23 protein-coding genes are annotated in these 24748 nt (G+C 65.5%); 13 read left to right on the top strand and 10 right to left on the bottom strand.

Features of this window, described 5'->3' with window-relative positions; translation table 11 throughout:
- Window positions 1–68: 68 nt before the first annotated feature.
- Window positions 69–524 carry a Rieske (2Fe-2S) protein gene (locus QP140_RS03725; RefSeq protein WP_284758244.1) on the top strand — a complete coding sequence of 152 codons (456 nt, stop codon included), beginning with the start codon at window positions 69–71 and terminating at the stop codon, window positions 522–524.
- Window positions 525–558: 34 nt separating this feature from the next.
- Here the strand turns inward: QP140_RS03725 and QP140_RS03720 are convergent, their stop codons facing one another.
- From QP140_RS03720 to QP140_RS03710, 3 genes are read right to left on the bottom strand one after another with little or no spacing between them, the layout of a single operon-like run.
- Window positions 559–1677 carry an ATP-binding cassette domain-containing protein gene (locus QP140_RS03720; RefSeq protein ID WP_284758243.1) on the bottom strand — a complete coding sequence of 373 codons (1119 nt, stop codon included), beginning with the start codon at window positions 1675–1677 and terminating at the stop codon, window positions 559–561.
- A 4-nt stretch (window positions 1678–1681) separates the two neighbouring features.
- Entirely contained in the window at window positions 1682–2374 is a 693-nt protein-coding gene (locus tag QP140_RS03715) for an energy-coupling factor transporter transmembrane component T family protein (RefSeq protein WP_246821165.1), read from the bottom strand.
- A complete protein-coding gene (locus tag QP140_RS03710) occupies window positions 2371–3117 on the bottom strand; it encodes a glycosyl transferase family 9 (protein WP_070759458.1) in 747 nt (248 codons plus the stop codon). The genes QP140_RS03715 and QP140_RS03710 overlap by 4 nt, the downstream gene beginning before the upstream one ends.
- 457 nt (window positions 3118–3574) lie before the next feature.
- Here QP140_RS03710 and metE point away from each other — a divergent pair, with 457 nt between their 5' ends.
- Window positions 3575–5857 (top strand): 5-methyltetrahydropteroyltriglutamate--homocysteine S-methyltransferase, encoded by a 2283-nt coding sequence (metE, locus tag QP140_RS03705; RefSeq protein WP_284758241.1) that lies wholly within the window; start codon window positions 3575–3577, stop codon window positions 5855–5857.
- A gap of 101 nt (window positions 5858–5958) precedes the next feature.
- Here metE and QP140_RS03700 read toward each other — a convergent pair whose 3' ends face one another.
- Both QP140_RS03700 and QP140_RS03695 read right to left on the bottom strand, forming a co-directional pair.
- Window positions 5959–7530, bottom strand: a complete 1572-nt coding sequence (locus tag QP140_RS03700) for an alpha/beta fold hydrolase (RefSeq protein ID WP_284758240.1) — start codon at window positions 7528–7530, stop codon at window positions 5959–5961.
- A 195-nt stretch (window positions 7531–7725) separates the two neighbouring features.
- Entirely contained in the window at window positions 7726–8862 is a 1137-nt protein-coding gene (locus tag QP140_RS03695) for a nucleoside hydrolase (RefSeq protein ID WP_284758239.1), read from the bottom strand.
- Window positions 8863–8981: 119 nt separating this feature from the next.
- Between QP140_RS03695 and QP140_RS03690 the strand changes: the two genes are divergently transcribed.
- The 10 genes from QP140_RS03690 to QP140_RS03645 all read left to right on the top strand — a co-directional run bounded on the left by QP140_RS03690 (window position 8982) and on the right by QP140_RS03645 (window position 18665).
- Window positions 8982–10211, top strand: coding sequence for a YibE/F family protein (locus QP140_RS03690; RefSeq protein ID WP_070760323.1), 1230 nt, complete (start codon window positions 8982–8984; stop codon window positions 10209–10211).
- A 10-nt stretch (window positions 10212–10221) separates the two neighbouring features.
- A complete protein-coding gene (locus QP140_RS03685; protein ID WP_284758237.1) occupies window positions 10222–12018 on the top strand; it encodes a choline/carnitine O-acyltransferase in 1797 nt (598 codons plus the stop codon).
- Between the two features lie 338 nt (window positions 12019–12356).
- Window positions 12357–12659: an urease subunit gamma gene (locus QP140_RS03680; RefSeq protein ID WP_015381961.1), complete on the top strand. Its 303-nt coding sequence runs from the start codon at window positions 12357–12359 to the stop codon at window positions 12657–12659.
- Between the two features lie 60 nt (window positions 12660–12719).
- Window positions 12720–13031 carry an urease subunit beta gene (locus QP140_RS03675; protein ID WP_015381962.1) on the top strand — a complete coding sequence of 104 codons (312 nt, stop codon included), beginning with the start codon at window positions 12720–12722 and terminating at the stop codon, window positions 13029–13031.
- A gap of 53 nt (window positions 13032–13084) precedes the next feature.
- Window positions 13085–14800 carry an urease subunit alpha gene (gene ureC, locus QP140_RS03670; protein WP_284758234.1) on the top strand — a complete coding sequence of 572 codons (1716 nt, stop codon included), beginning with the start codon at window positions 13085–13087 and terminating at the stop codon, window positions 14798–14800.
- A 146-nt stretch (window positions 14801–14946) separates the two neighbouring features.
- Window positions 14947–15423 carry an urease accessory protein UreE gene (ureE, locus tag QP140_RS03665; protein WP_070759444.1) on the top strand — a complete coding sequence of 159 codons (477 nt, stop codon included), beginning with the start codon at window positions 14947–14949 and terminating at the stop codon, window positions 15421–15423.
- Window positions 15404–16198 (top strand): urease accessory protein UreF, encoded by a 795-nt coding sequence (locus QP140_RS03660; RefSeq protein ID WP_284758233.1) that lies wholly within the window; start codon window positions 15404–15406, stop codon window positions 16196–16198. Before ureE ends, QP140_RS03660 begins: the two co-directional genes overlap by 20 nt.
- A 159-nt stretch (window positions 16199–16357) precedes the next feature.
- Entirely contained in the window at window positions 16358–16975 is a 618-nt protein-coding gene (gene ureG / locus QP140_RS03655; protein WP_012361011.1) for an urease accessory protein UreG, read from the top strand.
- A 3-nt stretch (window positions 16976–16978) separates the two neighbouring features.
- On the top strand, window positions 16979–17863 hold the full coding sequence (locus tag QP140_RS03650) for an urease accessory protein UreD (protein WP_284758231.1): 885 nt from the start codon (window positions 16979–16981) through the stop codon (window positions 17861–17863).
- 184 nt (window positions 17864–18047) lie between these two features.
- Window positions 18048–18665, top strand: coding sequence for a CueP family metal-binding protein (locus QP140_RS03645; RefSeq protein WP_284758230.1), 618 nt, complete (start codon window positions 18048–18050; stop codon window positions 18663–18665).
- On the opposite strand, the gene QP140_RS03640 is transcribed toward QP140_RS03645, so the two are convergent.
- From QP140_RS03640 to QP140_RS03630, 3 genes are read right to left on the bottom strand one after another with little or no spacing between them, the layout of a single operon-like run.
- Window positions 18666–19190, bottom strand: coding sequence for a hypothetical protein (locus tag QP140_RS03640; RefSeq protein WP_284758229.1), 525 nt, complete (start codon window positions 19188–19190; stop codon window positions 18666–18668).
- Window positions 19171–20460 (bottom strand): adenylosuccinate synthase, encoded by a 1290-nt coding sequence (locus QP140_RS03635; RefSeq protein WP_012361015.1) that lies wholly within the window; start codon window positions 20458–20460, stop codon window positions 19171–19173. Before QP140_RS03635 ends, QP140_RS03640 begins: the two co-directional genes overlap by 20 nt.
- Before the next feature lie 51 nt (window positions 20461–20511).
- Window positions 20512–21819, bottom strand: a complete 1308-nt coding sequence (locus QP140_RS03630; RefSeq protein ID WP_284758298.1) for a sodium/glutamate symporter — start codon at window positions 21817–21819, stop codon at window positions 20512–20514.
- 134 nt (window positions 21820–21953) lie between these two features.
- Between QP140_RS03630 and QP140_RS03625 the strand changes: the two genes are divergently transcribed.
- Window positions 21954–22832 (top strand): diacylglycerol kinase family protein, encoded by an 879-nt coding sequence (locus tag QP140_RS03625; protein ID WP_284758226.1) that lies wholly within the window; start codon window positions 21954–21956, stop codon window positions 22830–22832.
- Between the two features lie 13 nt (window positions 22833–22845).
- On the opposite strand, the gene QP140_RS03620 is transcribed toward QP140_RS03625, so the two are convergent.
- Window positions 22846–24147 (bottom strand): FUSC family protein, encoded by a 1302-nt coding sequence (locus QP140_RS03620; protein WP_148811293.1) that lies wholly within the window; start codon window positions 24145–24147, stop codon window positions 22846–22848.
- Window positions 24148–24218: 71 nt separating this feature from the next.
- Entirely contained in the window at window positions 24219–24680 is a 462-nt protein-coding gene (locus QP140_RS03615; protein ID WP_284758224.1) for a DUF3151 domain-containing protein, read from the bottom strand.
- Between the last annotated feature and the right edge of the window lie 68 nt (window positions 24681–24748).

Here is a 24748-nt window from a genome sequence, read left to right as displayed (position 1 = left end):
GCCCCAACCGCAGACACGGGCATCCCCCGCTAGTGGCTTTGCCGTTCTGGCGCGCCCATAATGGAGCCATGAGCTCGCAGTCTTCCAGCCCCCAGTTCACCTCCCCTTCGGCAACCGGCGCCGGCCAGTTCTCCTGCTCCCGCCGCAGCCTGCTGCGCGGCGCAGCACTCGCAACGGCAGCTACGGCCGCGGGCGCGCTACTCGCCGCCTGCGCTGGTGAGGAGACCGTAGCGAAGGCCGCGAAAACCGACATTCCGGTCGGTGGGGCGAAGATCATCGATAACTGGATCATCGCGCAGCCGGAGAAGGATAAGTTCATGGCTTTCTCCACCGAGTGCCCGCACGCCCGCGGCCGCATCGACCAGATCGCCGAGCAGGACGGCATGACCGTCGCGATCTGCCCAAAGCACGGCTCGGTCTTCGACACCGCCACCGGCGATGTGGTGGAGGGACCCTCCCGCGACCCGATGGCCCTGTCCAGCGACGTCCAGGTCAACGGGGACGCCGTCGAGGTCATCAACTAACCGCGTTCCCTCCCAGGGCTGTGGCCTGGGTGTTCTAATCCTGCGCGATGACGATCGAGCGGTCGCTCACCGCGTCCGCCACCCGTTGGTCGTGACAGGTCCACAGCACCGCGGGCTTGCGATCCTGCCGCACGAAGGCGTCGATGCCCTCCAACAGCTTGCGGTGACCGTCCACGTCCAGGCCCACCGTCGGTTCGTCGAGCAGCAGGACGTCCGGCTGGCCCGCCATCGTCGCTGCCACCAGTACCAACCGACGGTCGGAGGTGGGAACGTCCAAGGGGTGCTCCTCGGCCCATTTCTCCAGGCCGAAGATTTCCAGCACCTTCCGGTCGCCAGCGACCTCATCGATCACCCGGCGGTAGAGGAAGGACTGGTCCAGCGCGGTGGGTGCCCAGCCACAGCGGCCGACCATGATGGTGCCCTCGTAGTCGACCAGGCCAAGTGCCGCCAGCATCAAAGAGGTCTTGCCGCAGCCATTGGGCCCGGCGATGTGGGTGACCTGGCCTGCCGGGGCGTCAACTGTAAACGGCCCCAGGCCACGAACCTGGACGTTCCGGGCAGACAACGCAACCCGCTGCGCGGCGACGTCGTCGGCACTGGCGTGAGCACTGGCCTCGTCGGAGCGGGTACGGGGAGGGAAAACCGGCAGGTCGAACTCCGGAATCGGCCGCTGACGCAACTCGCCGTCGGAAAGCTGGAACTGCTGAACTGCTGCCTCGGATACCGCGGACGGGCGGCGATCGTAGACCGTCACCTCGCCGGGATAGGCGTCTAGCACCTCGGCGAGCTGGTTGACCGCAGCGGTATCCAGCCCGTCCAGCGGGCAGTCGAGAACCAGCGCCCCGGGACGGGTCAACAGCGCTTGGGCGATCGCCATGCGGCGGGTCTGCCCGGTGGACAGCCGCATCGGGTCCTGGCCCGCGACGTGCTGCAAACTCCAGGTCTGAAGGGCCTGGTCCACGCGGGGGCGCATCTGCTCCCGCGACACGCCCTGTTGCTCCATGCCGAAGGCCAGCTCTTCGGCCACCGTGGCGCGCAGCAGCGAAATGTGGGCGGAGGCGTTGTTCCCCACCCAGGCGGCCCCCGTCGCCTCCGCTGCTTCCCAGGCGTGGTCCGATAGCCCATCGCCCCAGATAAAACGGGTCACTGGCATGGCGCTAGCTCACTCCAATCCAGACGATGGCCGCGCAGGTGGCGGCGATCATTCCCCAGCGCAGAACGCGCTGCCCCACCGGGTTCGCAACCGGGTTCAGCACGGTGCGCGGGCCGGGGTCCCCGATCCCAGTGCGTTGCAGGGGCCGGGCGCGCTGCGCGGCATCGTCCACCAGCCCCACGATCAGGGGCATCACGAAGTTCAGCTTCCCGCGCACCCCTGCGGTGTTCACCCCGCGGGCGGTGAACATCTGGTGCAGCGTCTCCACCCGTGCCCGGGCCATCGGATACAGCCGGATGGTCGAGCCCACGACGTAAACGATCTTCGCGGGGAACTGCTCCTGCATCGCCCGCATCAACCGGTCCCCATCCACGAAGGAACCCAGGGTCAAACCAATCGCCGCGGCACCAAAGAGGCGCAGGGAGAGCAAGCCCGCAAGCTGCATGCCGTCGGAGGTCAGCGGACCGAAAACGGGGTGCTGACCAAACGGGGCGTGCATCAAAAACAGGCCCACGGTGGTCGGGATCGCGAGCAGCACCGCCGCGAACAGCGGGCCACGAGCAGTCCGGAAAAAGGCTGCGAGCAGGGCGGCGATCCCCAGCGCGGTGAGCGAGACAACCAGCTTGTGGGCCAGCAACACCACGACCACCGCGCAGATGGCGGCGGTCAGCGGCGTATAGGGGTGGAGTTTTCTCACTTGCTCTCGGGGCTGAAGGTCACGCGGGTGCGCTTCGGCAGCCAGCGCAGCACCAGCCACACGATGGTGAAGACGATGAGCTTATCGATCGGATCGGAGGTCCAGGACTGCAGGAACACAGCAGTCAGCTGGTCGAAGCCGAGGCCGCGATAAGCCGTGACCAGCAGGCCGGTTCCGGTGCCCGCGGTGCCGCCAAAGATGAAGGAAGCCACCGGCGCGGAGAGCAGCGCCGTGATGAAGCCGACGACGAGGCCCGCCCCACCCACGCGCCACCACGTGCCGACGAAGAGCTTGCGCAGCAGACCGGAGGCCACGCCGACGAAGGCATAGGCGGCGGCGAAGGGCACGACGGTCGGGTTGAAGGTGCCCCACACCAGGGAACTCAGCACACCTGTGACCAGGCCCGCCCAGGGGCCGGCGAGCGCGCCGACCAAAACGGTGCCGATGGAGTCCAGGTACAGCGGCAGCGGCAGGCCCATGGTGCCGATGACCTGGCCGGTAATGATGTTCAGCGCCAGGGCCACCGGGATCAGCGAGAGGGTGCGCACCGGCAGCTGCGGCACGACCGCGATCAGGGCAAGAATCGCCGGAACCAAGAAGCCCACGAGCGCGATCGTGGAGCTGCGGGAGTCAGCCAGCGACTCCCAATTCGAGTCCGTGGGCTGGGAGATGACGAGGGTCAACCACGTCGCGGCGATGATGAGAACCGCCAGGCCGAGAAGGCTTTTTTGCATGCGTGACATAGCTATTCCAAACAGGGTTGAAGTGATCCCCGAAAAGCCTATGTCACCTCGGCGCGGGAAACGTGGAAAGTTGCTCAAACATCCTGGTCGATCAGCCTAAGTTTCGTCAAATGATCACGCCGGGTTTCCCGCGCGGCCGGGCGGGGTGGACGCCACACTCAACCTGACTGGTCGAGCACTGTTTCTTACACAGCAGTTGACAGACCAAGCTGTCTAGTGTTTTATATCACTCAACGCACAACGGTTCGCCGCGAGCACCTGCCGACCCCTGGAGCCCCGGACACGGTCGGTAGGAACCGTTGGTTTTGCCTGAGATATTCGCCTAGCCACCAGTCTGTGGGTCACCACTGCCACAGCCGCTAGGAAATATCACCCGGGGTTTCATGCTTTCTTGCGCCTTCGGGTTGGGCACGACCGCTGTGTGAGTCACCAAACACCAACCACGAAGAAGGAAAACATGACTTTCCACGCAACCACCGCCGGGGTCCCACGCATCGGACCTGATCGCGAGCTCAAGAAAGCACTCGAAGCCTACTGGCGCGACTCCGCCACGGGCCGCGACCTCGCCGGCACCGCCACCCGCCTGGTCAACGACTACACCGACGGCCTGGTCAACGAGGGCCTCGACTCCGCTCCCTTCCAGGGCCGCTCCTACTACGACGCCGTCCTCGACACCTCCGCGATCCTCGGCGCACTGCCGGAGCGCGTTGCCGAGATCAGCGACCACGAGAACGATGGCCTGCCGCAGTTCATCGACCGCCTCTTCGCCGCCGCCCGCGGCACCGCCGAGCTGCCGGCCTCCGCGATGACCAAGTGGTTCGACACCAACTACCACTACATCGTCCCGGAGCTGTCCGCTGACCAGGAGTTCCGCCTCGAGGACGGCGCCTGGCTGGACGACATTCGCGACCAGGTCAACCGCCACGGCGATAAGGTCCGCCCGGTCCTCGTCGGCCCGTTCACCTACCTGGCACTGGCCCGCTCCACCGACGGCTCCAACCCGCTGGAGCACCTGGAGTCCCTCTTCGAGACCTACGGCCGCCTGCTGCCGCGCATCGCTAACCGTGGCGTCACCTGGCTGCAGCTCGACGAGCCCTCCCTGGTCACCGACGTCGATCCAGCCACCCTGTCCCGCGTCAAGGCTGGTTACAAGAAGCTCACCCAGGTCGCCCACGACGCCGGTCTGAAGCTGCTGGTCCAGACGTACTACGGCGACGCCGACCAGGCCATCAAGACCCTCAGCGGTCTGGGCATCGACGCTTTCGGCGCCGACCTCGTCGCTGGTGGCAAGGAGCTGCCGAGCTGGACCGGCGAGGAGCCGCTGGTCGCCGGTGTCGTCGACGGCCGCAACATCTGGCGCACCGACCTGGACGCGGCCCTGGAGACCCTGAAGGCGCTGGCCGAGCGTGGCCCGGTCGCCGTCTCCACCTCCGCGTCCCTGCTGCACGTGCCGTACACCCTGGCCCGCGAGACCACCCTGGGCGACGAGCTGCGCAGCTGGCTGGCGTTCGGAGAGGAGAAGATCCGCGAGGTCGCCCTCCTCTCCCGCGTCCTGCGCGGTGAGGGCACCGAGGCCGACGAGAAGGCGCTGGCCGAGGCCCGCGAAGCCGTGCAGTCCCGCGCGACCTCCAAGCTGACCCACAACGACGAGGTCCGTGAGCGCACCGCCAAGATCACCGAGGAAGACCGCCACCGCGGTGATATCGAGGAGCGCCGCAAGGCCCAGCAGGAGGAGCTGAACCTCCCGCCACTGCCGACCACCACGATCGGTTCCTTCCCGCAGACCACTCAGATCCGCCAGGCGCGCGCGAAGCTGCGCAAGGGTGAAATCACCGAGGAACAGTACACCCAGGCGATGCGCGACGAAATCGCGGACGTCATCGAGCGCCAGGAGAAGCTGGATCTGGACGTCCTCGTCCACGGTGAGCCGGAGCGCAACGACATGGTGCAGTACTTCTCCGAGCAGCTGGAGGGCTACCACTCCACCGAGCACGCGTGGGTGCAGTCCTACGGTTCCCGCTGCGTCCGTCCGCCAATCCTGTTCGGCGACGTCCGTCGTCCGGAGCCGATGACCGTCTCCTGGTTCGAGGAGGCCCAGAAGCTGACCGACAAGCCGGTCAAGGGCATGCTCACCGGTCCGGTGACGATGCTCGCGTGGTCCTTCGTCCGCGACGACCAGCCGCTGGGCGAGACCGCCGACCAGGTTGCCCTGGCACTGCGTGACGAGATCGACGACCTCGTCTCCGCTGGTGCGAAGGTTGTTCAGGTCGACGAGCCGGCCATCCGCGAGCTGCTGCCGCTGCGCGAGGCTGAGCAGCCGGCGTACCTGAAGTGGGCCGTGGGCTCCTTCCGCCTGGCCACCTCCGGCGTGGCGCCGAAGACTCAGATCCACACCCACATGTGCTACTCGGAGTTCAACGAGCTCATCGGCACGGTCGGCGACCTCGACGCGGATGTCACCTCCATCGAGGCTGCCCGCAACGGCATGCAGGTGCTCGCCGCCCTGCACGAGGCGGGCTACGACCTGGGTGTCGGCCCGGGCGTGTGGGACATCCACTCCCCGCGTGTCCCGAAGCAGGAGGAGGTCGACCAGCTGCTGGCCGATGCGCTGGCTAACGTCGCCCCAGAGCTGCTGTGGGTCAACCCGGACTGTGGCCTGAAGACCCGTGGCTGGGAGGAGACCACCGCCAGCCTCGAGGTGCTGGTCGACGCCGCGAAGAAGGCGCGCGCCACCCTCTAAAAACCGCGCTCTAGACCCCGCGCTGGGTTAAGCATTCGGCCCCGCGCTGCAGGAGAAACTTTCTGCGGCGCGGGGCCGTTGCCATGCTTTAGAGCGTATGGCTAGCCGTTGAAGTAGGCGCTGACTTTGCCGGCGACCTTCTCCGGTGCAACGAGCATCACACCGTGGGCGTGGCCCGGCACCTGCACGGCCTCGCCGCCGAGAGCCTTCTGCATCTTCCAGATGGCGTCGCCGGTGACCGCCGAATCATTCGTGAATCCCACGTGCAGGGGCTTGGTCTCCAGCTTCTCGCCGTTGATTGGCGCTCCCGGGTGCGGCAGTGGCCAGCCCGCGCAGACGCGCCCCGAGCCGAGGTTGCCCTCGATCGCGGAGATCGAGTCGCCGCCGGTGAGCTGGTCGATGAACAGTTGCGGCAGCATCTCGGGCTTGGTCGGCGTGGCGTTGTCGTTGCAGACGATCGAGAGTTCCACGGAGCCCAGGGAGGTCATCTGCTCCAGCAGGCCCATGGTTTCTTCCTCGGAGAGCTCCTTGCCAGTCACGGGGTTGATCGGCCGACCGTTCGGCCCCAGTTCCTGGCCCGCCACCTTCGGCGGCTTGCCCGTGCGGATGTACTCGGCGAGCTTCGGGCGCATCTCCGGGTTATACAGCGCCCCGAAGTAGGTGAAGGTGAACAGCGGGGAGGCCAGCGTGGCCTGCTGCTTGCCCTTGGCGAGCGTGACCATGGCCGAGCCGAGTCGCCACGCGGGCGGCAAAGCCTGGTTCGCGACGGGCAGCGCGATATTGGCGTGCTCCTTCAACCCCGCTGGGAGGTCTCCGATCTCAGCCGGCGGCGGCGTGACCTGCGCGGGTGCGCCGCTTTCCTTATCAATGACGGCCGACCAGCGCTGGTAGACCTGCAGCGGCGTGGTGCCCAGGTGGTACTCATCGTCCCGGTCGGCGATCCACTGGAAGACATCGTGCAGCCCGTCGCGGCGCCAGGACTCGCGGTCGCGGCCGGTCTTGAACCACAGGCTCTCCGGGCTCGCGGAGCTATCGATCAGCGCCTTGCCGGTGTGCTGCGGGAACATCGTGGCGTAGGTGCCCATGAGAACCCCACCGTAGGAGACGCCGTAGAGGTTGAGGCGCTCCTCCCCCAGCAGCTGGCGGGCTCGGTCGAGGTCGCGGGCGGTGTTTGCGGTGGTGACCTGCTGGGAGTAGCCGGGCTGCTCGAGGTTGCACAGGTCGCGGAAGAGCCCGGCGGCGAGGGTCGGGATGACACCGCTGGCGAGGTGCCCGAAGCTACACTTCAGCGCCTCCCCGTGGGCGAGGCCGCGGGGCTGGACCGCGATGAGGTCGTAGTGCTTCTGCACGTCGGCGGGGAGCTTGACCCGCTGCCCGTTGAGCTTGTCTGGGGCGGCGTTGTCCGCGAACATCTCCAGCGCGCTGCCGCCCGGGCCGCCCGGGTTACCGGCGATGACGCCGCGCTTGGCGCCGGTCGCCGGGATCTTGCTCATCGTGAGCGTGATCTTCTGCCCATCGGGCTGCGAGTAGTCCATAGGCACCTGGAACTCCGCGCACTTCGCCCGCTTCGCGACGAAGACGTCCGCGGGGCAATCGCCCCAGGAAAGTTGCTGTGTCTCCGCGGTCGCTGCCGGGGCGACCAGGGCGCTGAGTAGTCCGAGGCCTCCCAGCATTCCTGCAATTTTGTGACCTACTCGCATTAAGGGGCTGCTCCTCACCGTGTTTTCTCGTCCGTGTCTCTTCTCAGCCGTGCCCTCGCCGCTGAACACGCGTTCTTGCGTCTCAGCGCGTTGCCCTTGGCTACAAGCGACCTGATACTTCGCGGTGGAAAGTCTAACAAGAGCCCCGGACGCGCCGCCGGGGAAGGCTCAAGGCTCGCCGGCCAACAGCTCGCCGAAGCGCTCCAGCACCCGAGTCGCGTCCAGGCGCTCCAGCACCCGCGCATTCGGGGTGAGCTGCGGGCCGAAGGGTGGCTGCGGATCAAAGGCCAGGGTCGCACCCCGAGTGAGTTCGGAGTCGGCCTCCACATCCACGTGGAACTCAGTTGCCTCGAAGCCCACGTCCTCCAGCAGCACCATCGCGGCGGCAAGGTCGTGGATTTGCGCCTGATAGCCAACCCCGACCTGCTCGTGGAACTCGAAGTAGAACTCAATAGCGGCGGTCAGCAGCTGGCCGAGCTGCGACTCCGCCTGCGCGCCCTCCCGGCCGCCTCGATGGGCACCTGCTTGGGCGCCATCGAGCCCACCAACCCAGTCGCGGAGCCGCTCCGGGGAGAGCAACACCTGCTCGGTCATGTTCAGCGGGGCGATCACGGGCAGGGGTGCGCCCTCGGGCCAGTGCTGCAGGGAATACTTCAGGGCGTGCGGGTCCACCCACGCGTTCCACTCCGCGACCGGGGTGGTGTTGCCGGGATACCCAAATGCCCCGCCCATGATGACCACCTGGCAGCCCCGCAGCACCTCCGGGGCGTGCTCCACCGCCCAGGCCAGGTTCGTCGCAGGCCCACACACCAGCAGGTGGGTGGGCTGCGCATCCGCCCAGTGGGCCACCGCCGCAGCCGCGGTGCCATCCGGTGTGCTGCCGCCCGGCGCGAGGGGCGCTTCAGCCTGCCCTGGCGATCCCTCCGCCTGCCCCCGCCGGGCGTCGCCGGACTCTCCCAGCCAGTACCCCAGCCCCCGCGGCCCATGGGTTTCCGGCGTCGTCACCAAAGGCAGCACCCGCGGGTGCGCCGCGCCGATCGTGATCTTCGGGATCACAGCATCCGACTCCTCACCGCGTTGGGCGCGGTGACGTCCTAAAGAAGAAGGTCCCCACTGCTGGGCGGCGACCCGGAGAACTTCTGCGGAATTACGGGCGGCGTCATCGGCGGTGCAGTTGCCGGCGCTGGTGGTCACCGAGAGGTCAATCCGCCCGGCCAGATGCAACCGGTAGAGGTAGACCAGGGCCAGGGCATCGTCGATGCCGGTGTCCACGTCGGCCACGACTGTCAAGGAAGGTGTGCTCACAAACTCTCACGCTACCGATCACCACGACCGCCGGGTAAGGTACACCAAAGTTATTGGTAATACTTTTCTTTTACCCGGCGCGCGATCGCCCGCGCGCCACATTGAGCGAGGGATAACCCGTGGCCAAGCACCATAAGAACACGACGCAGCGGTGGAGCACACCCCAGTGGATGCTGGCCATCGGCCTGGCGGTATTCGCCATCGCCACCCTCGCCGGACTCGTCGTGCAGTGGCCGCACAGCAGCGAGGAGCCCAAGGTCACCCCGGCGTACCAGAACTCCGGCTACGCGGGGCCACTGACCAGCGGCGAGGTGCTCTTCACCCGCGCCGCGAAGTGCGGGGCCACCGAGATCGGCGTGACCAGCGAAGCGATCCCGGAGGATAAAAACCCCTTCGCGGAGAAGCACTGCACGCAGGTCATCGTCCGGCTCACTGACGGCGCCGACGAGGGAAAATACACCGCACTAGAGTCCCGCCACATGCCCGGCGAACCGGAGCTACATGAGGGCGATAGCATCAAGCTAATCCACAGCCACGGCACCTACGCCTTCCAGGACTACGACCGCACAGGCCCACTGTGGGCGTGGGTGCTGGCCACGATCGTGCTGATCATCGCGGTCGGCCGCTGGCGCGGGCTGCGGGCCCTCGTGGGACTGGCGATCACGATGGTCATGATCCTCGCCTTCCTGCTGCCCGCGTTGCTGCGGGGTGGCTCCCCGCTGTGGTTGGCGGTGACGACGGCGGCGACCGTCATCCTCCTCGTCGTCTTCCTCGTCCACGGGGTGAACTGGAAATCCGCGGCCGCGATGGGCGGCTCCCTGGTGGCGGTGGCCATCGCCACAGCGCTATCGGGACTGGCCATCGACTCCACCTCCCTGCGGGGCTTGGGGGATGAATCGAATCTGCAGATCCTGCTCTACCTGCCGGAGCTGGACATCACCGGGCTGATGCTGGCCGGGATGATCATCGGCGCGCTGGGCGTACTCAACGACGCCACGATCGCGCAGGCCTCCACGATCACGGAGCTCAAGCGCGCGGAGCCGGACGCCTCGGCCTGGCAGCTCTTCCGCAACGCCATGCGGGTCGGCGAGGATCACATCGCTTCGATGGTCTACACCCTGGTGCTGGGGTACGCCGGTGTGGCGATCCCCATGATGCTGCTGCTGAGCATCTCCGGCCGCCCGATCGAGCAGGTGCTGACCTCGGACGTGATGGCCACCGAGCTGCTGCGTTCCGTCACGGGCGCGATCGCGTTGCTGCTCGCGATTCCGCTAACTACCGCCATCGCGGCTGTGACCGCGGACCCAAACAGCAGGGATTCGGGGCACGCGCATATCCACAGCCATTAGGATTAAATTCATGACGAATAACCCGGTATCCAATGCTGCAATTTTGAAGCCTCTGCCGCTGCCGGAGCTAGAGGACACCCTGGGTCGGTTGCGGCATGTGGTCAGTGCCGTGGCCAGCAACGATCAGCTGGTCCACACCGACGAGGCCATCGCCTCTTTCAAGCAGCAGGAGGGCCCGCGCCTGCAGGCTCAGCTGCGGGAGTTCGCCGAGGAGAAGGAGGCTGAGAACTCCAGCTGGCTGGCCGAGCAGTGGCTGGATGATTACCTCGACGTCCGCACCTCCCTCCCGGTGACCACGAACGTCGGTTTCCAGGCACGCATCGACGTCGCCGGTGAAGGCCTGGATCGGGTGGCTCGCGTCATCCGCCGCGTTGCGGAGGTGCACCTGATGCAGGCGCGCGGGCAGATGCCGGAGGAGCGCGACTTCCGCGATAACCCGCTGAGCTCGACACAGTGGCGTTGCTTCAACGGCGGCCTGCGCCACCCGAATGTGGATCGCGACGAGATCCTGCGCTGCACGAAGGGGGCGCGCAGCCGCCGGATCGGTGTGCTTCACGAGGGACGCATGTGGAATGTCCCCATTTCGGACGGCAGTGGGCATGCCCTGTCCATCTCCACGATCCGCGCCGCACTCGGCAAGATCGTCGATGCACCAGCCCCGGAGGCTGAGGCGGATGGCGAGGCGGCTCTCGCCGCGCGCCCGGGTTTTGCGGACATGAGCTACCTGGGCTCGGGTCTGCTGGCGGAGCCGTTCAACGAGATGATCCGCGACCGGGACAACGCCGAGACCTATGACCAGCTGCGTGACCAGCTCTTCCACGTCTCTCTCGATTCGACCCGCGGCTCCGAGGCGGAGCTGCTGCGGCGTGCTGCGTTTAGCACTGGGCTGGCCTGGGTCTACAAGCCGATCACCTACGTGATCAGCACGGTTCAGAACTTCCAGGCCATGCACGTGGAGCATTCCACGGTGGACGGCGCGACCCTGGTCACGGCGCTGCGACGCATCCAGGAGGTCAAGGTCAAGGACGAGGCCCCAGGTTCGCCGGCGCTGGCCCGCCCCGAGGAGCTGACCTGGGTTCGGGTGCCTGAGGAGCTGGCGAGCGTGGGCACCCCGGGTGGGGCGAGCGTCGGCGCGGAGCCGGAGCTGCGCATCGTGGATGCCCCTCGCCTGCCGCAGGATGAGATTCCCTTCAAGTTCAGCGCCGATGCGATGAGCCAGCTGATCCTCACCCTGGCTCAGGAGCTGTCCTTTGGCCGCACCCGCGGTGTCTACGAGGCCGTGGACATGCGGGAGTACAAGGCAGGACGCACGGAGTGCCTGCGCGCCGCCACCCCGGAGGCCGTGGCCTTCGCCAAGGCCCTCATCAAGGCGGAGGACGCGGAGTCCGCTGCGGCGGATGCGGAGCTCCGCGAGAAGCTGGACGCGGTGTTGGCCGCCCACCGGGGGTGGGTGAAGAGCTGCAAGGCGGGTGCGGGCATCGACCGCCACCTGTGGGCACTGAATTTCACCGCTCGGAAGGCCGAGGAGGGTGCGGACGGCATCGCCCTGCTGAAGGACGAGGGAGTAGCGCTCGCGCTGCGGGACTTCCTCTCCACGACGTCGGTGGGTTCGGCGGATCAGATTATTCGCTATGCCTTCGCGCCGAGCGTCGCCGAGGGCTTCGGTGTGAACTACACACCGGATCAGGATCACATCGAGTACCTGGTGAGCTACAGCGAGAGCGCAGAGGATCCGCAGTGGTTCCTGGAGAACCTCGTGACCGCTGGCCAGCTGCTCGCCGACTATCTGGGCACATTGGAAAAATAGGCTTCCGGCTAGGCCGGCGCGGATACATCCGCGTCGGCCTTTATTTATTGCTTGAATTACCTATTCCAAGGCAAGGAATGTATTTGGTGATATCAATCACCATGACGAAAAAGTAATGGCCTTAATCACATTTCAACATCCCCATTACGCGAACTATCTTTTAGGTGTTTGACCATTACTTTAGCGCTTCACATCACCCCCTTACCCCCTCCTTAAAACTGGTAGACTTCTGGGTGTCATGGCTCCTGCCGCAGTAATGAATAGCAATAGGCATTAATCGGCAGAGCGGTGAACTAATAAGGGTTCACCCAATCATTCTTTGACCACAGGAGAGAGACATGCACCTCACAGCACGAGAGCAGGAGAAGCTTCTCATTGTTGTCGCCGCCGACGTGGCGCGTCGCCGCAAGGAGCGCGGCGTCAAGCTGAACCACCCGGAAGCGGTCGCGTACATCACCGCCGAGCTCATGGAGGGCGCCCGTGACGGCAAGACCGTCGCCGAGCTCATGAGCGAGGGCCAGCAGTACCTGACTCGCGACGACGTCATGGAAGGCGTCCCGGAGATGATTTCCGACGTCCAGGTGGAGACCACCTTCCCGGACGGCACGAAGCTTGTCACTGTCCACAACCCGATTCGCTAAGTAGCGCCCAAACCTTCACGTTTGGCCGCGCAACCGGCACGCTTCGAGAGGATTTTCTCAATGACCATTTCCGGTGAGTACTTCATCGGCGACGAGCCGATCATCCTGAACGAGGGTCGCGAGACCACGACCATCGAGGTCACCAACACTGGCGACCGCCCGATCCAGATCGGATCCCACTTCCACTTCTACGAGGTCAACAAGGCTGTGGAGTTCGACCGCGACGCTGCTTACGGTAAGCGTCTCGACATCCCCGCTGGCACCGCTGTCCGCCTCGAGCCAGGCGATAAGCGCACTGTCGACCTCGTCGACTTCGGAGGCCACCGTCAGGCCTATGGCTTCAACCAGCAGATCAACGGCCCGCTGGACTAACCCGCTTAAAACAGCGAACAACTTCTCACACTTCACTCCTAAGGAGAGCATTCATGGCTTACGAGATTTCTCGTCAGCAGTACGGGGAGCTGTACGGCCCGACCACGGGTGACGGCATTCGTCTTGCTGATACCGACCTGGTTCTGCGCATCGAAAAGGACCTCACCGCTAAGGGCGACGAGGTCGGCTTCGGTGGCGGCAAGGTGATTCGCGAGGGCATGGGCATGAACGCCCGCATGACCCGCGACGAGGGTGTCGTGGACACCGTCATCACCAACGCGATCATCGTCGACCACTCCGGCATTTTTAAGGCCGACATCGGCATCCGCGACGGCCTGATCGTCGGCATCGGCCGCGCAGGAAACCCGGACATCCAGGACGATATCGACATCCCAGTCGGCGTCAACACCGAGGCCTACGCCGGTGAGCACACCATCGTGACCGCGGGCGCAATCGATACCCACATTCACTTCATCTCCCCGGACCAGTTCGACACCGCACTGTCGAACGGCACCACCACCTTCATCGGTGGCGGCACCGGCCCGGCTGATGGCACCAAGGCAACCACGATTACCCCGGGCGAGTGGCACATCCACCGCATGATCGAGGCCACCTCCGACGCACCGGTGAACATCGGCCTCCTCGGCAAGGGGCACGCGGCAGTCCCAGGTCCCCTGAAGGCCCAGATCCGCGCGGGCGCCATCGGCCTGAAGATCCACGAGGACTGGGGTGCTACCCGCTCCTCCATCGACACCTCGTTGCAGGTTGCGGATGAGCTGGACGTCCAGATCGCTATCCACACGGATACGCTGAATGAGTACGGCTACCTCGAGGACACGATTAAGGCGATCGACCACCGCACGATCCACACCTTCCACACCGAGGGTGCCGGCGGTGGTCACGCTCCGGACATCATCGCTATCGCTGGCGAGAAGAACGTGATTCCGGCGTCGACCAACCCAACCCTGCCGTTCACCAAGAACACCGTCGATGAGCACCTCGACATGCTCATGGTTTGCCACCACCTGAACAAGGACATCCCGGAGGATGTCGCGTTCGCAGACTCCCGTATTCGTGGCGAGACGATTGGCGTTGAGGACGTGCTGCACGACCTCGGTGTGTTCTCCATTACCTCCTCCGACTCTCAGGCCATGGGTCGCGTCGGTGAGGTCGTCCTGCGCACCTGGCAGGTCGCACACATCAACAAGCAGCAGCGCGGCCCGCTGGAGGGCGACTCCGAGGGCAACGACAACAACCGCATCAAGCGCTACGTCTCCAAGTACACCATCAACCCGGCCATCGCCCACGGCATCAGCCACCTCGTTGGCTCCGTGGAGGTTGGCAAGATGGCTGACCTGGTGCTCTGGGAGCCGCGCTTCTTCGGCGTGAAGCCGAAGGTGGTCCTGAAGTCCGGCCAGGCTGCTTACTCCGAGATGGGCGACTCCAACGGCTCCATCCCGACCCCGCAGCCGGTGACCTACCGTCGCAACTGGGGCGCTGCCGGTGCAGCCGCCGAGACCGCAGCAGTAACCTTCGTTCCGGGTGTTGCACTGCAGTCCGGCCTCGAGGACAAGCTGCGCGGTGGCCGTGCCCTGCTCGAGGCACGCGATATGCGCGAGATCACCAAGAAGGATCTGAAGCACAACGCAGCCACCCCGAAGATCGAGGTGGATCCGCAGACCTACCAGGTCCGTCTGGACGGCGAGCTCCTCGAGGGCTCCAAGCCGACCGAGACCCTGCCAATGGGCCAGAAGTACTTCCTCTTCTAAAGCCAAAGGCAGTATTGCTTCTGTGATCTAATGCACCGCGACCGGCGGCTTTTGCCGCCATCGCGGTGCATTCTTTTTCGTTAGACTTGAGGCTGCATAAATAAACACGCAGTCAATTGAGCAACGTCATTTATTAGGAGCCGGAAATGATTATCACCGAGATTCTGGGGAACCGCGCACAGCTCTCCGCCGATGAGATCGGCCAGTACACCGAGGAAAAGGTCAAGCTGCCCAACCTCGACCTGGTCAAGCGTATCCAGCGCGTCACCACCGACGCGGACCGCGAGATTGGCCTCCGCCTGCCGTCGGAGGTCAAGGAACTCAAGGACGGCGACATCCTGTACCAGAACGACGGCCTGCTGATCACCGTCGAGGTGCTGCCGACCGACGTCCTGGTCTACCGCCCGCGCAACACCCTGGAGATGGGCAAGGTCGCCCACTCCCTGGGCAACCGCCACCTCCAGGCCCAGTTCTTCGGTGAGGATTCCGAGTACGGCGAGACCGTCATGGTGCTCCAGTACGACCACACGGTCGAGGACCACCTCAAGCACGTCGACGCGCAGTACACGCGCGAAGACCGAGTTATGCCGGAGGCATTCCGCCATGCAGAACACTCCCACTAAGAGCAAGAAGAACGGGAAGAAGGCCGAGCAGGCCGAAACCGGCCCACAGCACGTCCCCTCCGCAGTGCGCGCGCAGCTCGCGATGCTGCACTTCACGGACTCCGCGCTGCCCACCGGTGGCTTCAGCCACTCCTACGGCATGGAGACCTACCTGCAGCGCGACGATGTCCACGACCCGGAGACCTTCGCGACCTGGTTGCGGGCCTATCTGCGCCAGGCCGCCTATAACGACGGCCTGATCTGCCGCTACGCCGCAGAGGTCGGCGCGCAGGTTAAGAGCGGGGAGCTCGACGAGGACGCCGCCTACGCGCGCCTGGCTGAGCTGGACCAGCTCGCGCACGTCTCCCTCGTGCCACGCCAGGTCCGCGACGCGAACTCCTCGATGGGCACCCGCATGGCCAAGATCGGCCCCGTCGCGGTGCCCGAGTCACCGATCCTGCAGCGCTACTGCAAGGACGTCCGCGAGGGTGAGTTGCACGGCAGCCCCGCCATCGTGCACGGGCTCGCGCTCGGTGTGCTGGGTCTGGACATCGTCGAGGCGGTGCGCAGCTACCTCATGCAGCTGACCGTCTCGCTGACCCAGAACGGCATCCGTGGCATCCCCATCGGCCAGGACGCCGGCCAGCGCGTGCTCTCCGCGATGTACCCGGTGATCAACCGCACCGCGGAGAAAATCCAGACCCTGGGGATGATCGACCTGGGCATGTCCTCCCCCGGTCTGGAGATCGCGCAGATCCAGCACGAGACGCACCGTTCCCGCATGTTTATGTCCTAGCCCTTGGGGCACACGTGCCCGCCGGTCGTCCAAGGGCCCTCCGGCGGGACACAAGGGCACCGCACCCCGCTGCTTCCCTAGCTGGGGAATACCCGAGACCAGCGGCGCGCTGAAAATATTAGAGAAGAAAAGAAGACAAGAAAGAAGGCCTAGACAGTCATGGCACCTATCAAGATTGGTATCGGCGGCCCGGTCGGCTCCGGCAAGACCGAACTCATCGAGCGCATCACCCGCGCCCTCGACGGCGAGATCGAGATGGCCGCGATCACGAACGATATTTACACCCTCGAGGATGCGAAGATCCTGGCACGCAACTCCGTGCTGGACGAGGACCGCATCATCGGTGTCGAGACCGGTGGCTGCCCACACACCGCGATCCGTGAGGACACGTCCATGAACGACGCGGCCTACGAGGAGATCGTCAAGCGCCACCCGAACCTGGACATCGTCTTCGTCGAGTCCGGTGGCGATAACCTCTCCGCGACCTTCTCTCCGGAGCTCGTCGACTTCTCCATCTACATCATCGACGTCGCGCAGGGCGAGAAGATCCCGCGCAAGGCTGGTCAGGGCATGATCAAATCCGACCTCTTCGTCATCAACAAGACGGACCTGGCACCCTACGTCGGCGCTGACCTGTCCGTCATGGAGGCCGACTCCAAGAACTTCCGCGGCGAGAAGCCTTTCGTCATGACCAACCTGAAGACCGACGAGGGCCTGGACGGCGTTCTGCGCTGGATCCGCGAGGACGTCCTGATGAGCGACCTGGCGGAGAGCTAATCCGTGAAAGCCTCCCCGTTCATCGACACCCCACCGAAGCGGTATCACTCGCTGCGCGACCCCATCGGCAGGCTCGACCTGCACATCGCGCAGCGGGACGGTAAGTCCTATTCGAAGCGGCAGTATTACCACAACGCCCTGCGCGTCATCCGCCCCCACTACCTCGACGATTCCGGCCAGGTCTACTACCAGATCGTCAACCCGGGTGGCGGCTACCTGCGCGGCGATGACTACCACATCACCGTCCGCGTGGACGAGGGCGCGAGCCTGCTGCTGAGCGACCAGTCCGCGACGAAGATCTACAAGACGCCGGATGACCGCTCCCTGCAGGACGTCCACGTCGTGCTGGGCGAGGACGCCGTCTTTGAGTACCTGCCCGACCAGCTGATCGCGTACGAGGACGCCTCCTATACGCAGTTCATGAACGTGCAGATGGACTCCAGCGCCTCCCTGGTCACCGCGGAGATCGTCACACCGGGCTGGTCCCCGGACGGCACCCGCTTTAAGTTCCAGGACGTGCGCCTGCACACCACCGTCGAGGTGGATGGCAAGCTGGCAGTGCTGGATAACCTGCTGATCCTGCCGGGCTCCAGCGAGTTCACCGAGGACTCCATCCTCTACATGGAGGATCAGACCCACGTGGGCTCCCTACTGGCCGTGGACCGTCGCATCGACGCCGCGCTGCTCGACGAGCTGCGGGAGTACCTCGCGGGCCTGGAGTTCAAGGAGACCGTGCGCTTCGGGGTCACCCTCATCGACGGGCCGGGGCTCGCGCTGCGCTCCCTCGGCACGCTCACGGAGGATCTGTACCTGCTGAACACGGAGGTCGCTAACTTCCTCCGCGCGAAGTTCCGCAACCAGCCACGGCTGCACCTGCGCAAGTACTAGTTAGAGCACCCGCCGGGCAAAGTGCATCTAGAGCACACAAGGCTCTTTGCAATTCAAGTTCCGGCTGCTATCAACGGATTCACAGAGGACTCCACGCCAATGCCGGGGCATTTTGCCCCGGCATTGTGCCATGCTGGACAAGTTCCATCACCCACTCAGTTGAAGAACGAGGTCCGCGTTAAACATGCGCAAAACACAGTTCCCCTTCCTCCTCGCGGCCGTAACACTCGGGCTCGCCGGCTGTGCTTCCAATGGCGACCCGTCAACTGAGACTGCGACGAGCGCCGTCGAAACCCAGAGCCAGGAAAACTCCCAGATGACCCCTGCGGACATCCTCGCCCCATATTCCTTGGAGGATCGCAACGTCGACGATGTGGTCGATGCTCTGGATCAGATGCCGGTGAATGAACGGCCGGAGGACCTCATAGCCTCCGTACGCATCGATCAGCTGGAACTGAGCACCAACGAGGGCAGCGCCGCTATGGATATGCCCGAAGACAAGACGTACGTGTCCTTCGCGCCCTACGTTGATAGCACTCACCCCTGCACGTTCCACAGCCTGACAACGTGCCAGGGGGAAATGCGTAACGCACCGATCCACATCAAAATTACGGAATCAGGCTCGAATCGAGTACTGGTCGACGAGCGCGTAAAGACCTTCGATAACGGTTTCTACGGCGTATGGCTGCCGCGCGATATCGAAGGCAAGATTGAGGTCACCCACGAGGGCAAAACCGGCAGCGCCGATTTTTCAACCAAGGCAGGTGGCGCCACGTGTGTCACTGATCTCAAGCTGAGCTAACTAGAGCAGCCGCCAGGCAAGCTGCGCGGCCTCATCCGGGGTCAGCACAGCACCGGCGGCCTTACCCATGGCGGGTCGTGTCGATTCATCGGCGCTGACCCGCCATTTTTGCTGCCCGGAATCGGTGCCTGTGGCGGGGTCAGTGGCGGCGTCGGTCGCGACGGGATCCGCGGCATCGGTGGCACCGTCGGTGACGGTCGCGGCGTCCGTGCCGTCCGTGGCGGCATCGGTGCCATCCGCGACGTCAAAAGCCACGTAGACGTGGGCTTCCACCGCGTGCTGCACCTGGATCCACTCCAGGCCGGCCGCCGGGGGCGCCTGAAGCGCGGCAGCCAGCAGCTGGTGCAGCTCCTCGGGATCCCCCACCCGGTGGGCGAAGCCATTAGAGGCGGCGAAGACCCAGTCGGTCTCCCGGCTGGGATTGCCGACGGGCTCGCCGCCGCGTTCTCCCGTAGGAGCCTCTCCCAGCGCGCTGCCCGACCCCTCGCCCGGCTCGTGCTCTCCGTTAGTCCTTGAGGATGTCATTGATCACGATGGTCTGATCGCGACCCGGGCCCACACCGATGTAGGACATACGGCAGCCCGAGAGCTCCTCCAGGCGCTTGACGTAGTCCTGCGCCTTCTCCGGCAGCTCCTCGAAGGTGCGGCAGCCGGTGATGTCCTCGTCCCACGCCGGCATCGTCTCGTAGATCGGGGTGGCGTGGTGGAACTCGGTCTGGGTCATCGGCATCTCGTCGTGGCGGACACCGTCGACGTCGTAAGCCACGCAGATCGGGATCTCACCGATGCCGGTCAGGACGTCCAGCTTCGTCAGGAAGTAGTCCGTGAAGCCGTTGACGCGGGAGGCGTAGCGCGCGATGACGGAGTCGTACCAACCGCAACGGCGCGGGCGGCCGGTGTTCACGCCGACCTCGCCACCGGTGGTCTGCAGGTACTCGCCCCACTTGTCGAAGAGCTCCGTCGGGAACGGGCCGGCACCAACGCGGGTGGTGTAGGCCTTGATGATGCCCAGGGAGCTGGTGATGCGGGTCGGACCCACACCCGAGCCCACGCAGGCGCCACCGGTGGTCGGGTTGGAGGAGGTCACGAACGGGTAGGTGCCGTGGTCCACGTCCAGCATGGTGGCCTGGCCACCCTCCATCAGCACGCGCTCGCCGCGATCCAGGGCCTCGTTGAGGACCTTCGAAGAATCGATGAGCATCGGAGCCAGGCGGTCCGCGTAGGACAGGAAGTACTGCACGACCTCCTCCGGCTCAATAGCGCGGCGGTTGTACATCTTCACCAGCATCTGGTTCTTCTTATCCAGCGCGGATTCGATCTTCTGGCGCAGGATGGACTCATCCAGCAGGTCCTGGGCGCGGATGCCGACGCGGCCGACCTTGTCCTGGTAGGTCGGGCCGATGCCGCGGCCGGTGGTGCCGATGGCGCGCTTACCGAGGAAGCGCTCGGAGACGCGGTCGATCGCCACGTGGTACGGGGCGACGAGCTGAGCGTTGGCGGAGACACGCAGGTGGGAGGTGTCCGCACCGCGGGCCTGAAGGCCGTCGATCTCCTCGAACAGGGCCTCCAGGTTCACCACGCAGCCATTGCCAATGATGGAGGTGGCGTTGTCGGAGAGGATGCCGGCCGGCAGGAGCTTCAGCTCGTACTTCTCCCCTCCCACGACGACGGTGTGGCCGGCGTTGTTACCGCCGTTGGGCTTCACGACGTAATCGACCTGGCCACCCAGGATGTCCGTCGCCTTACCCTTGCCCTCATCGCCCCACTGGGCACCGACAACGATGATTGCTGCCATTTGACTTCTCTTGTCCTCGCTTATTGGGGGTAGTCCAACTTAAAGATCATACTACGAGGTCGTGGCCCGGCTCTTCTTCAGCGCGAGGATCGGTGGGATCAGCATCACCAGCCCGGCGATGAGGGCGACTCCGCCGAAGAGCCACACCAGCCCCGCGATGATCGCGATGGGTGCGAGGATCGCCGCAGCGATCTCGAAGGGGGCGAAGCCCACGTAGGCCATACCGAACTCTTCGAGGGTGCCGGAGCGCATCTCCGGGTCGACGATCTTCAGCACGGCAATACCCGTGGCCACCGAGGCGGTGGCCCAGCCCCAGCCGAACACCGCGCGCTCGAACCAGCCGTGGTCGAAGGTGCGGGGCGCAACGTAGAAGAAGAGGAACAAGCAGAACGCCAGCCCCACCAGGAACAGGATGATCAGCGGGACGATGTAGCTCGCAACCACCGCCGGGATGATGGACGCGATACCCACCGCCACCAGGAAGTCCGTCGACGCACCCGAGACTGAGCCCATCAGCTTCGTGTCCAGATAGTGTGGAGCCTTGAGCAGGTGCAGCGCACCCACCCCGGCCAGGCCCACGAGGAAGGCCATCGCGAACAGCGGGAAGCTCAAGGCCGGGAAGGTCTCATTGATCCAGTTGGTCAGGATATTCGCCAGGAAGATCGTCACGGTCAGCACCGCGATGTGCAGCGCGATCGGCTCAATCGAGGATGGGCTCGTGGTCGCCCGCCCCACGCTCGGGCGCTGACCAGGCAGGGAGATGATGCCGGTGCGCATCTCCTCCGGCAGCTTGTCCAGGCGGGGCAGCTCATTAGTGTGGCCCCTCTTCGAGCCCCACCGGGCGAAGATCACACCACCGATGATCGCGGAGAACATACCCACCGCAGCGGCGGTGAAGCCCAGGCTCGTGGCCTCAGACATGCCCGCGGAGTCCAGCGCGCCACCGACCGCGGCCGCGACGCCGAAACCACCGACGAAGCCGACGGGCAGCATGATGCCGAACCAGTCTGGCGTCCCAAACAGCGGGGCGAACAGCAGCACACCCAACAGTGCGAAGAAGCCCCACTGCGCCAGGTACATGCCCACGGAGTAGGACCACATCGTGCGCGCGCCCTGGCGCACCTTGGCGTCGAAATTCATCGTGAACGGCAGCGCACCGAAGACGACGGCGATGAGGATGGTCGCATAGTCCCCGAAGTGCTCGCTGAACTGGATCAGCCCCAACCCGTTGGGCCCCAGCAGCAGGCCCAGCAGGCCTGCGGTGATCGGGGCGGGGATCAAGAGTTTCTGGAACCAGGGAATGAAGCGCCGCATGAGGTTGCCCACGATGAGCAGCACCGAAATCCAGCCGATATCCATCACGACGTCGAAGGGTGTGAAGCCATCCACGTGAATAAATCACCTTTCTTCTCTTACGGGGTTCTCACGGGCGGCTGTCATCGCGTTTGGCTCACTCTCTCGCGGTGGTGGCCACCCGGGTTAAGCTAAACGCCATGATAGTCGTGTTGCTCACTCCAGAATCCAACTTCACGGAACAGGACGTCCGCGCTGCCGTCGGCGAGGGCCCGGAGAAGCTGGAGTTTCACGAGGTCTCCACGATCCCAACCCGCCGCGAGCTGAAGGTGCTCAACCCGCTGCCGAGCCTGGTCACCGAGCCCACCCCCACGCTCGACGAGATCGCGGCCCAACCGGACGTGCCCCACCAGGGCGAGCCGCAGCCCGCCCCGCACGTGGCCAGCGAGCCGGTGCGGGTGGTCGTCATCGGTGAGGACGCCACCGTGGCCGCCGTGGCCTCCAAGCTCATGCGCCTCGACGCGCTGTGGGCCCAACTGGCCTTCGTCCCCACCGGCGGGGAGAGCGACATCGCACACAGCTGGGGGCTACCCGAGGAACCGGGCGCAGCGCTGGAGTTCGCGCTCACCGCCCCGCCAGCGCCCACGCCCGTCATTCGTGACGACCACTCCATCGTGGTGCTGGGCAGCGCGGAGCTGACCGGACCGGAGGGCGGGGAGCTTTACGGGGAGGTCATCGTGGACTCCGACACGCTCTACCACCATGACCGCGGGGCGCGTGGGAACTTCACCCACGGCGTGCGGCTGGTACCGACCCCGTCCGCGCCTGGGATCGCGGCCGTGCAGCTGCCGAGCCCGGAGCAGGTCAAGCGCCTGGAGAAGGCCCGTTCGGGTGGCTGGTGGGCGAAGTTTACAGCGGGATTCCGGCCGCCGGCCGAGCCCACGATCTTGAAGGGCCGGGCGCTGCAGGCCGGCGCCCGGGAGATGACGGTCACCCGGGATACGGTCACGCACCCGCGGCCGCTGAAGGCCGTGACCTTCTACCGGCATCTGCGGGACGGGCAGTTCATCCGACGCTAGCAGCGTGGGGGAGTCAGTCCTCGTCGAAATCCGGGTCCTCGCCCCAGACCTCCGGCGGGTGCCACGGGTTCTTCACCGTGGGCGCCAGCGAGGCCATCGCGGAGGGGCGGGAGTAGCCGCAGACCATCAGCGCATCCACGATCGCGGAGCGCACCTGCGCCACGATCACCAGACCTGAGAGTCCCTGGTTTGGAATGATCTCCGGCTTCGCTTCCGATGCCAGCTTCTGCAGCGCGCGGATCACCTCCGGGATCTCCACCAGCTCCTGGCGGCTGCCACGGGTGCCGCCCATCGTGTACAGCGCGCCCAGGTGGCCGAGTGCATCAGAGAGGTCACGGACGACCTCCACGAGCTCCTCCGACACCGGCTCGCCGTCCTCCACCATGATCTCCGCCCGGCGGGCGAGCACCCGGATGTTGCGGACCAGGTTATCCACCGGCAGCAGTGCCCGCTGCATGGAGCGGGAGTGGCGCCGGGCGGACCAGTAAAGCGGGGAGATGGTGACGATCTCGTCGCCGCCCTTAGATTCCGCCATCAGGGAATTCACCGTGGACTGGGTGCCGCGTGCAGTCTCTAGCGCCTCCGCCAGGGCGTCGCCGTCGCCGAGCTCCATCGCTGCCGCGACCTCGTCGAGCACGAGGGCGGACTTGGAGATCAGGGAGGAGAGGTCACGGCGGGCGGCGCGCAACGGAGAGCGGGGCACGATAGCCATGACGAGCATGCCGATCACCCCGCCGATCAGCGCGTCGACCATGCGGTCGGTAGAACCCCCGGAGCCAGGTGGCAGCAGGGTCGCGATCAGCACCCCGGTGTTCGCCGCCTGCATCGCGACCATCGGACTGCGGTCAACGAAGCTAGCGATGACGATCCCGGTGAAGACCACCACGGCGATCTGCCAATAGCCGGCGCCGATCTCTCGGATCACGAGGTCGCCGATCCCCACGCCAAGGCTGACCCCCAACACCAGCTCGAAGGCGCGGCGGAGGCGTTTGCCGCCGTTGACCCCCAGGGTGATGATGCCCGCCATCGGGGCGAAGAACGGGTTGTGGTGGCCGAAAACCTCGATCGCGATGAAGTACGCCAGCGCGGCGGCGAGCGCACACTGGAAGGCGAAGATGATGGAGACCTGCACACGCGTCAGGCGCTGCTTCGGTGCAATGTCTCGGATGCTACGCGCGGCGGCCGCGATGCCCGGCCGGCGGCGGATCAGGGCACGCAGCCGAGCCCGCGCGGGGCGGGACTTGGCCTCCTCTTTATCGAGGATTTCACCCAGGTCCTCCCCCAGCGGGATGTCTTTCGGCCGATGCGTGCTCATGCCCTTCAGTGTGCCACGTCCAGCTGTGGCCTCGAGCACGAAGGGCTGAGAGTTAGAGGGCGTTGACGCTTTTAAAGCTTGTCGACGTCCTCGAGGTTCATCGCCGGCACGGCTGCGGGGTCGCAGTCGTTGAGCAGGTTGAGGCAGCGGATGACCTCGTCATCCTCATTGATGCGCTTCGCGGCGACGACGAGCGCGCCGATGGCACGGAGAACGCCCTGGTTGGGGACGTGGTCCCACGGCACTGGGCCGGTGCCCCGCCAGCCGTTGCCACGCAGCGCATCCAGGCCCCGGTGGTAGCCGGTGCGGGCGCAGGCGTAGGCGGTGACCGGCTCGTCGACTTCGATCAGGCGGAAGGCCAGCGCAGCCCACGCACCGGAGTCCTTCGGGTTGGCCTTCGCGATCTTCGCCAGCGAGTCCAGGTCGGCGCCCGCGTCATCGGCGGTGACGGCGCTGGTCAGTTCCTCCGGCAGGCGAACCTCGGGGTGCTCGGCACCAAAGAGGTCTCGGCCGGTACGCAGTTGTTCAGCCATTGGTCCTTCCTCCTGATCAGTATTGCTTCGGCGCGGGGTTATTCCTTCCCCGCGCCGATACGGAAGCG

This window comes from Corynebacterium sp. UMB9976, assembly GCF_030212265.1.
Classification (GTDB): Bacteria; Actinomycetota; Actinomycetes; order Mycobacteriales; family Mycobacteriaceae; genus Corynebacterium.
The sequence above is the reverse complement of the archived record's forward strand: the minus strand, read 5'-3'. Positions and strand labels throughout refer to the sequence as shown.